The organism is Flavobacterium sp. (assembly GCF_031363805.1).
In the GTDB taxonomy this organism is placed as follows: domain Bacteria; phylum Bacteroidota; class Bacteroidia; order Flavobacteriales; family Flavobacteriaceae; genus Flavobacterium.
Genome location: NZ_JANLVD010000113.1, coordinates 1 through 8,551 on the forward strand (window position 1 = coordinate 1; position 8,551 = coordinate 8,551).

Consider the following 8,551-nt stretch of genomic DNA (forward strand, 5'->3'; position numbering starts at 1 on the left):
CAAGGATTAGAAACTTTAGAAATCAGAATCAAAAAACACAGTGAAAATGCTTTGGCTCTAGCCAAATGGCTGCAAACGCAAAGCGAAGTAGCTTGGGTAAATTACCCTGATTTAGAAACATCAAAATACAAAGAACTTGCCTATAAATATTTACCAAAAGGAAAAAGTGGCATTGTAACTTTTGGATTAAAAGGCGGATTTGAAGCTGCCAAAAAAGTAGCCGACAGCACCAAATTATTTTCACTGGTTGCCAATATTGGCGATACAAAATCACTTATTATTCATCCCGCAAGTACAACGCACCAGCAATTATCTGACGTAGAACAATTATCAACGGGAGTTTCCAAAGATTTGATTCGCCTTTCGGTAGGATTAGAAGATATCGAAGATTTAAAAGCCGACTTACAAGCTGTTTTTGCAACGCTTCCAGTCGAGAAATTTGCCTAATTTTTTTAATTTTTTACCACAGATTTCTCAAATTTCTCAAATCTGTGGTAAAAAATCTCTGTCATCTGCGTGCCAAAAAACATTAAGTACAAGAATCATGCTCAAACAAATCATCATAAATAACTGGAATCTAGAAAACGGAAAATCCATACAGAAGATTCCAATTTTCTATCAAACCTTCGGTCAAACTATTGGAACTGCGCCAGTGGTTTTAGTAAATCATGCTTTGACAGGAAATTCAAATCTCATTGGCGAAAAAGGTTGGTGGAACGATTTAATTGGAGATAGTAAAACAATCGATACCAATTATTCCACCATAATCGCCATTAATATTCCAGGTAATGGATTTGATGGAAATGTAGAAAATTTAATTGATAATTATAGAGATTTTACCATTCGAGACATTGCAACTATTTATTGGAAAACAATTTTCGAATTGAATATTCAAGAATTATTTGCAGTAATCGGCGGAAGTCTTGGTGGCGCAATTGCTTGGGAAATGGCCGTTTTGCAACCCAATAAAATTAAAAATTTGATTCCAATTGCAACCGATTATAAAGCAACCGATTGGATGATTGCCAATGTTTTTTTACAAGATTCGATTTTAAATCATTCTCAAAATCCAATTGAAGATGCACGAACACATGCTATGCTTCTGTACAGAACACCACAATCATTAAACCAAAGGTTTCAACGACAAATAGAAAATCAAAATTATCTGGTGGAAAATTGGTTGTTATATCATGGCGAAACATTAAAAAACCGATTCACATTATCAGCATACAAATTAATGAATTATCTACTAAAAACAAATGACATATCAAGAAATAGAACTGATTTTTTGATTTTATCTAATGAAATTCAGAGCAATATTCATCTCGTCGCTGTCAATTCTGATTTGTTTTTCACACCTGATGAAAATATCAAAACATACAATCAACTCAAAAAAACAAAAGCTAATGTTTTTTATCACGAAATCAATTCCATTCACGGACACGATGCTTTCTTGATAGAGTTTGAACAATTAGCAACAATTTTAAACCCAATTTTTAATACCATAAAACAACAAAATTATGTCAACAATTAAAATAAACGTAGTCCTTTTCGGAATAGGTAATGTCGGAAGCACTTTATTAAATCAGGTTTTAGAAAGTCAACAATTTTTTATAGAAAAGAAAAATATTGAAGTCCGTTTTCCAGTGATTACCAATTCATCTTTGGCTTTTTTTGAAAAAGATGGCATAAAAAATAACTGGGAAGCCAATTTTACAAATGCTTCGATTCCGTATCAAATTAATCAAATTATAGATTATATTAAAAATGAAAATTTAGAAAACGTAATTGTTGTAGATGCAACGGCAAGTGTAGATTTTGTTAAAAATTATATTGCTTTCATTCAAGCAGGCTTCAATATTGTTGCTGCCAATAAAAAAGCCAATACTTTGCATCAAGATTTCTATAAAGAAATACGCCAAAATCTTAAAAAATACGATAAGAAATTTTTATACGAAACCAATGTTGGTGCAGCATTACCAGTGATAAAAACCATCAATGATTTGCATTTTTCAGGTGACAAAATCACCAAAATAAGAGGGGTTTTTTCAGGAACATTAAGTTATATTTTCAATCGGTTTTCAACCGAAGAAACTACTTTTTCAAACATTCTAATCGATGCCGAAAATTTAGGATTAACTGAACCAGACTCTCGCGAAGACTTATCTGGAAAAGATGTTGCCAGAAAATTACTCATTTTAGCCCGCGAAATAGAACAAGAATTTGAATTTTCAGACATTCAAATAGAATCTTTATTATTGCCCAATCTCAACGAAGAAAATACCAAAAAAGAATATCAAAACAGTAAAAAATTATTCGATAAACCTTTTGAAATTGCGAAAATCACTCAATTTGGCACGCACGTGCTGCGATATGTAGGCGAAATTGATATAGAAACCAAAAAACTGCAAGTAAAACTCGTTTCCGAACCAAGAAATTCACCTTTAGGCCAACTCAAAGGCGCCGACAATCTCATCGAAATTTACACGAAAACCTATGGCGAAATTCCCATAATAATTCAAGGCGCTGGCGCAGGAAAACAAGTCACGGCAAGAGGAGTTTTGGCGGATGTTTTACAAATTGCCAATCAAATCAAAATACGAGAAGTTGTATATAATTAATCAAAAGACCTGTAAAATTAAAAGTTACAGGTTTTTTTAGTTCAAATGTTGTTGCAAAATCAAAATCCATTCCGTTACTTTGCATTGTTCATAAACATATTGACTGTTATCACGAAAGCTGGAGGGAATAGACCCGTCGAAAGCTTAGCAACCCTTTACCATAAAGAAGGTGCTACATTCTAACTCGCCTCGGCTTGTACAGATAACCACGAGAATTCTCTCAAACTTTCACATAACATATATATTAAAAAACCCTCATACTGAGCTTGTCGAAGGATTAGGAGCTATTTCCTGCTGTTCGTTGCAATCTTTTTTGTGGTTTTGTCATCCTGAGCTTGTCGAAGGACAAAACCACAAAAAAGGATTTCCACTTCCATCAGGGCTAACGCATTCCGTTTCAAATTAACATTTAGAGTTCATTCAATAAACTCTAAATCTCTAATCTCTATGTAAAAAATATATGTTAAAAATAACCGAAGAAATAAAAAATAGAATCCTAGTTCTCGACGGAGCCATGGGAACCATGCTACAACGTCATAACTTCTCCGAAGAAGATTTTCGTGGCGAACGATTCAAAAATTTTCCACATCCATTAAAAGGAAATAACGATTTATTATCCATAACCCAACCCGAAGCAGTAAAAGAAGTGCATCGAAAATACTTCCAAGCAGGAGCCGATATTGTCGAAACCAACACTTTTTCAGGAACTACAATAGGAATGGCAGATTATCATCTGGAAGATTTGGTTTACGAACTCAACTACCAATCCGCCAAAATTGCCCGTCAAGTAGCCGATGAATTTACCGACAAACCACGATTCGTAGCAGGAGCAATTGGTCCAACAAACCGAACAGCATCCATGTCGCCCGATGTAAACGATCCAGGATTTCGAGCCATAACTTTCGACGAATTACGAATTGCTTACAAACTTCAAATCGAAGCATTGATTGATGGAGGTTGTGATGTTTTATTAGTCGAAACTATTTTCGATACTCTAAACGCTAAAGCAGCACTTTTCGCCATCGAAGAAGTAAAAGAAGAACGAAATCTCGATATTCCAGTCATGGTTTCGGGCACAATTACAGATGCTTCAGGACGGACATTGTCTGGGCAAACGGTCGAAGCATTCTTAATTTCTATTTCTCATATCAATTTATTGAGTGTAGGATTTAATTGCGCTCTTGGTGCCGACCAATTAAAACCTTACTTAAAACGATTATCTAGAAATACTTCCTTAAACATATCTGCGCATCCAAACGCAGGATTGCCCAATGCATTCGGAGAATACGACCAAACGCCACAAGAAATGCAAGCCTTAATTAGAGAATACTTGCAAGATAATTTAGTGAATATCATTGGTGGTTGTTGTGGCACAACACCAGAACACATCAAATTAATTGCAGATGTTGCAGCCGAGTTTAAAGTAAGAAAACAAGAATTAATTTAGTGTTTTCCTGCAAGGTTTTTTTTTAACCTTGTAGGTATAATTTGCAACTAACAAAATTAAAAAAAATACCTACAAGGTTAAAAAACACCTTGCAGGATTAAAAAAAATAAATGTCAAGAACAAATAAAATAAGTTTACAGCTATCTGGTTTAGAACGGCTTTTTGTTTCCGAAGAGTCTAATTTCGTGAATGTCGGCGAACGAACCAACGTTACAGGTTCTAGAAAATTTCTTCGTTTAATAAAAGAAGAAAAATACGACGAAGCACTTTCTGTGGCTCGCGACCAAGTCGAAGGTGGTGCGCAAATCATCGACATTAATATGGATGAAGGAATGCTGGACGGCGTTTTTGCCATGACCAAATTCCTAAATCTTATTGCTTCCGAACCAGATATTTCTCGAGTTCCAATAATGATTGACAGTTCCAAATGGGAAATTATAGAAGCAGGATTAAAAGTTGTACAAGGTAAATCAGTTGTGAATTCCATTTCGTTAAAAGAAGGCGAAGCACAATTTATTCATCACGCCAAGTTAGTAAAACGATATGGCGCAGCAGTAATTGTAATGGCTTTCGACGAACAAGGTCAAGCCGATAATTACGAACGACGTATCGAAATTTGCAAAAGAAGTTACGATATTTTAGTTAATCAAGTTGGTTTTCCAGCACAAGATATTATTTTCGACCCAAATATTTTTCCTGTTGCAACAGGAATGGATGAACACAAACTAAATGCACTCGATTTCTTTCGAGCAACCAAATGGATTCGTGAAAATCTTCCATATGCAAATGTTTCAGGCGGTGTGAGCAATGTGTCATTTTCCTTTCGTGGAAACGACAAAGTGCGTGAAGCAATGCATTCAGCATTTTTGTATCACGCCATTCAAAACGGAATGACAATGGGAATTGTAAACCCAGAAATGCTCGAAATTTATGACAAAATTGACAAAACATTACTCGAACACGTCGAAGATGTTTTATTAAATAGGAGAGAAGACGCTACTGAAAGATTACTCGACTTAGCCGAAAGTTTCAAAGGCGATTTCAAAGTCAATGAAAAACAAATACAAGAGTGGCGTTCAGGAACTTTCCAAGAACGATTAATTCATTCTTTAGTCAAAGGAATTGATGAATTTATAGAACACGATGTCGAAGAAGCCCGCATAAATTCTGAAAAAGCAATTGATGTTATTGAAGTACATTTGATGGCAGGAATGACACTTGTTGGAGATTTATTTGGCTCTGGGAAAATGTTTTTACCACAAGTTGTGAAATCCGCTCGAGTAATGAAAAAAGCAGTAGCGCATTTGTTACCATATATAGAAGCCGAAAAAGTAGGTAAATCGGCATCGGCTGGAAAAATATTAATCGCCACCGTAAAAGGCGATGTTCATGATATTGGAAAAAATATCGTATCGGTAGTTATGAGTTGTAACAATTTCGAAATGATTGATTTAGGAGTTATGGTTCCACCAGAAAAAATAATTGCCGAAGCAATAAAACACAATGTTGACATCATCGCATTAAGCGGATTAATTACGCCATCGTTAGACGAAATGGTATATTTAGCCAAAGAAATGGCTAGAAATAAAATGACAATTCCATTGATGGTTGGTGGAGCAACAACATCACGAGCGCATACGGCTGTGAAAATCGCACCCGAATATCCGTTTACGGTTTTGCACACAACCGATGCTTCAAAAGCAGTGGCTGGTGCCAGTAATTTGATGCAAAAAGACAGTAATATCGAATACAAAAAGAATATCCGAATAGAATATGAAAAACTCCGTGAAGGCTATTTGAGTAGAAGTCGTGATAAAAATTTCTTATCGATTGAAGAGGCAAGAAAAAATAAATTAAAACTCGATTGGGACAATTATAAACCTATAAAACCAATTTTTATTGGTACAAAAACAATAGAAGTTGATTTAAAAGATTTAGTAGATTTTATTGATTGGACACCATTTTTTCAATCTTGGGAATTATTTGGAAAATATCCAGCCATTGTAACCGATGAAGTTGTTGGCGAACAAGCAACAGCCGTTTTTGCCGATGCACAAAAAATGCTGAAACAATTATTAGAAGAAAAATGGCTCACTGCCAAAGGAATTTATGGAATCTTTCCAGCCAATACAATTAACGATGATGACATTGCAGTTTGTCAGACTGAGCTTGTCGAAGTCCAACTTCTAACTCTCCGCCAACAATCTCAAAAAACCGCAGGTGCACCAAACATTGCTCTATCCGATTTTATTGCGCCAAAAGATTCTGGAATTCAGGATTATATAGGTTGTTTTTGTGTAACCACTGGTTTTGGTGTTGACGAAAAAGCATTAGAATTCGAAAAAGATTTAGACGATTATAATTCGATTTTAATAAAAGCATTGGGCGATCGTTTTGCCGAAGCTTTTGCCGAATATTTACATTTAAAAATCAGAAAAGAAATTTGGGGTTATGCTTCTGACGAAAATTTATCAAATCAAGATTTAATTAAAGAAGAATATAAAGGAATTCGTCCAGCACCAGGATATCCTGCTTGTCCAGATCATTTAGAGAAACCGACAATCTTTAAATTATTAAACGTTGAAGAAGAAATTGGAGTTATTTTAACCGAATCTATGGCGATGTGGCCAACATCATCAGTATCAGGATATTATTTTGGACATCCAGAAAGTAAATATTTTGGACTCGGTAAAATAAAAGAAGATCAAGTTATTGATTACGCCAAACGAAGAGGAATTTCGACTGAAAAAGCAATGAAATGGTTAGCACCGAATATAGCAGATTAAAAAAAGGTATTTAGGTTATGGGTAAAAGGTTTGCCCAAAACCCAAAACCAAAAACCCAAAACAAAAAAACATGAAAGTAACACAACATATAGAAAACGCCAACGGAAAACCATTGTTTTCATTCGAAATATTGCCACCATTAAAAGGGCAAAATATTCAATCAATCTTTGATAGTATCGATCCATTAATGGAATTCAATCCCCCATTTATTGATGTGACATATCATCGCGAAGAATACGAATACAAAGAATTACCAAGTGGATTATTAGAAAAGAAGATTGTAAAAAAACGACCAGGAACGGTCGGAATTTGTGCTGCAATTCAGAATAAATATCACGTAGATGCGATTCCGCATATTCTTTGTGGCGGATTTAACAAAGAAGACACCGAAAATTTACTAATCGATTTGGATTTTCTGGGCATAAATAATGTTGTTGCTTTGCGTGGCGATGCATTGAAAACCGAAACCTATTTCAAGCCCGAAAAAGCAGGAAATCAGTATGCATCCGAATTGGTTACACAAATTGACAATCTAAACAAAGGCATTTATCTCGACGAAGATTTGCAAAATTCTTCCTGTACCAATTTTTGCATCGGCGTGGCGGGTTATCCAGAAAAACACATGGAAGCACCCAGTTTAGATTCTGATATTCATTTTTTGAAACAAAAAATCAAAAATGGTGCCGAATATATCATTACGCAAATGTTTTTCGATAATAAAAAATTCTTTGATTTTGTTGCTAAATGTCGAGCTGCAGGAATTACAATTCCAATAATTCCGGGATTAAAACCTATTGCGACGAAGAATCAGTTAAATTTAATTCCGCACCGATTCAAAGTCGACTTACCAGATGATTTGATTATGGCAGTCGTAAAAGCAAAAGACAACCAAGCCGTAAAACAAATTGGAATCGAATGGTGCATCAACCAAAGTAAAGAAATTATTGCAGCAGGATTTCCAGTGTTACATTATTATAGTATGGTAAAAGCCGAAAATATTAAGGAAATTGCTAAAGAAATTTTTTAGGAGCTATTTCCAGCTATTCGTTACAAGTCCTCACAAAAAAAGTAAAGTTTCTAAAGTTCTAAAAAGAGCTTCCGTTGGTCGCTTTTTTAGAACAAGAAACTTTTACTTTTTTTGCTCCGGGCTTTTCACTGCTATCTGGGCTAGAATATATTTTAATTGATATTTATTGACCTCAGAAGTATTTCAAGACAACTTTTAGTCAACGAATCCAAACTTTACACAAATTTACTACAATCTAATGACTTAATTTCTATGAATCTTAATGAATTTATAAGTATCATTTTTTTGAATATTCCTAATTATTAAAATATTTTGCAAACATTTTTAACTAAAATAATTTTTGCTGAGATATTTTTTCAAGTTCAAATCAATTAATTTTTAAATTAATTAATAAAATTAAAATTAGCACATAATATTCTAATTAGATTATAAGACATATAAAATATATTTGAAAATTTAATATAACTTGGTAAGTTAAAAAGTTGAATAATATAAGTGTTCCTCAATTTATTTAAATAAAGGCATTAAAAGTCACATTATTTGACTTAATTTGTTGACATCTTTAATGTTACGGCAAACCGAAAAATTATGTAAATAATTGATTATTAGTTAATTAAATTTTGATTTGCATTGGAATGTAAAAGTTTGTGAAAATACGCGGGAAAACCGT

At 34.1% G+C, this 8,551-nt stretch carries 6 protein-coding genes and 1 riboswitch; all 6 genes read left to right on the forward strand.

Going from position 1 to position 8,551, the window contains the following annotated elements:
- On the forward strand, window positions 1-447 hold a 447-nt coding region (locus RMN92_RS06600; RefSeq protein WP_309608671.1), incomplete at its 5' end, for a PLP-dependent transferase.
- Window positions 448-544: 97 nt separating this feature from the next.
- A complete protein-coding gene (locus tag RMN92_RS06605; RefSeq protein ID WP_309608672.1) occupies window positions 545-1,534 on the forward strand; it encodes an alpha/beta fold hydrolase in 990 nt (329 codons plus the stop codon).
- Complete coding sequence (locus RMN92_RS06610; protein WP_309608673.1) at window positions 1,521-2,621, forward strand: aspartate kinase; 1,101 nt, start codon at window positions 1,521-1,523, stop codon at window positions 2,619-2,621. The genes RMN92_RS06605 and RMN92_RS06610 overlap by 14 nt, the downstream gene beginning before the upstream one ends.
- A gap of 103 nt (window positions 2,622-2,724) precedes the next feature.
- Window positions 2,725-2,830: riboswitch (SAM riboswitch) on the forward strand.
- A gap of 251 nt (window positions 2,831-3,081) precedes the next feature.
- The gene (locus RMN92_RS06615) at window positions 3,082-4,068 is read left to right on the forward strand and encodes a homocysteine S-methyltransferase family protein (protein WP_309608674.1); all 987 of its coding nucleotides are present in this window, start codon (window positions 3,082-3,084) and stop codon (window positions 4,066-4,068) included.
- 110 nt (window positions 4,069-4,178) lie between these two features.
- Window positions 4,179-6,854: a methionine synthase gene (gene metH / locus RMN92_RS06620; RefSeq protein WP_309608675.1), complete on the forward strand. Its 2,676-nt coding sequence runs from the start codon at window positions 4,179-4,181 to the stop codon at window positions 6,852-6,854.
- Between the two features lie 70 nt (window positions 6,855-6,924).
- Window positions 6,925-7,881 carry a methylenetetrahydrofolate reductase [NAD(P)H] gene (gene metF / locus RMN92_RS06625; RefSeq protein ID WP_309608676.1) on the forward strand — a complete coding sequence of 319 codons (957 nt, stop codon included), beginning with the start codon at window positions 6,925-6,927 and terminating at the stop codon, window positions 7,879-7,881.
- The last annotated feature ends 670 nt before the right edge of the window (window positions 7,882-8,551 follow it).

What these genes read in the sequence shown, in the direction of transcription:
- RMN92_RS06605 (WP_309608672.1), top strand. Translation starts at nt 545, where the DNA reads ATGCTCAAACAAATCATCATAAATAACTGGAATCTAGAAAACGGAAAA.
- metF (WP_309608676.1), top strand. Translation starts at nt 6,925, where the DNA reads ATGAAAGTAACACAACATATAGAAAACGCCAACGGAAAACCATTGTTT.
- RMN92_RS06615 (WP_309608674.1), top strand. Translation starts at nt 3,082, where the DNA reads ATGTTAAAAATAACCGAAGAAATAAAAAATAGAATCCTAGTTCTCGAC.
- metH (WP_309608675.1), top strand. Translation starts at nt 4,179, where the DNA reads ATGTCAAGAACAAATAAAATAAGTTTACAGCTATCTGGTTTAGAACGG.
- RMN92_RS06610 (WP_309608673.1), top strand. Translation starts at nt 1,521, where the DNA reads ATGTCAACAATTAAAATAAACGTAGTCCTTTTCGGAATAGGTAATGTC.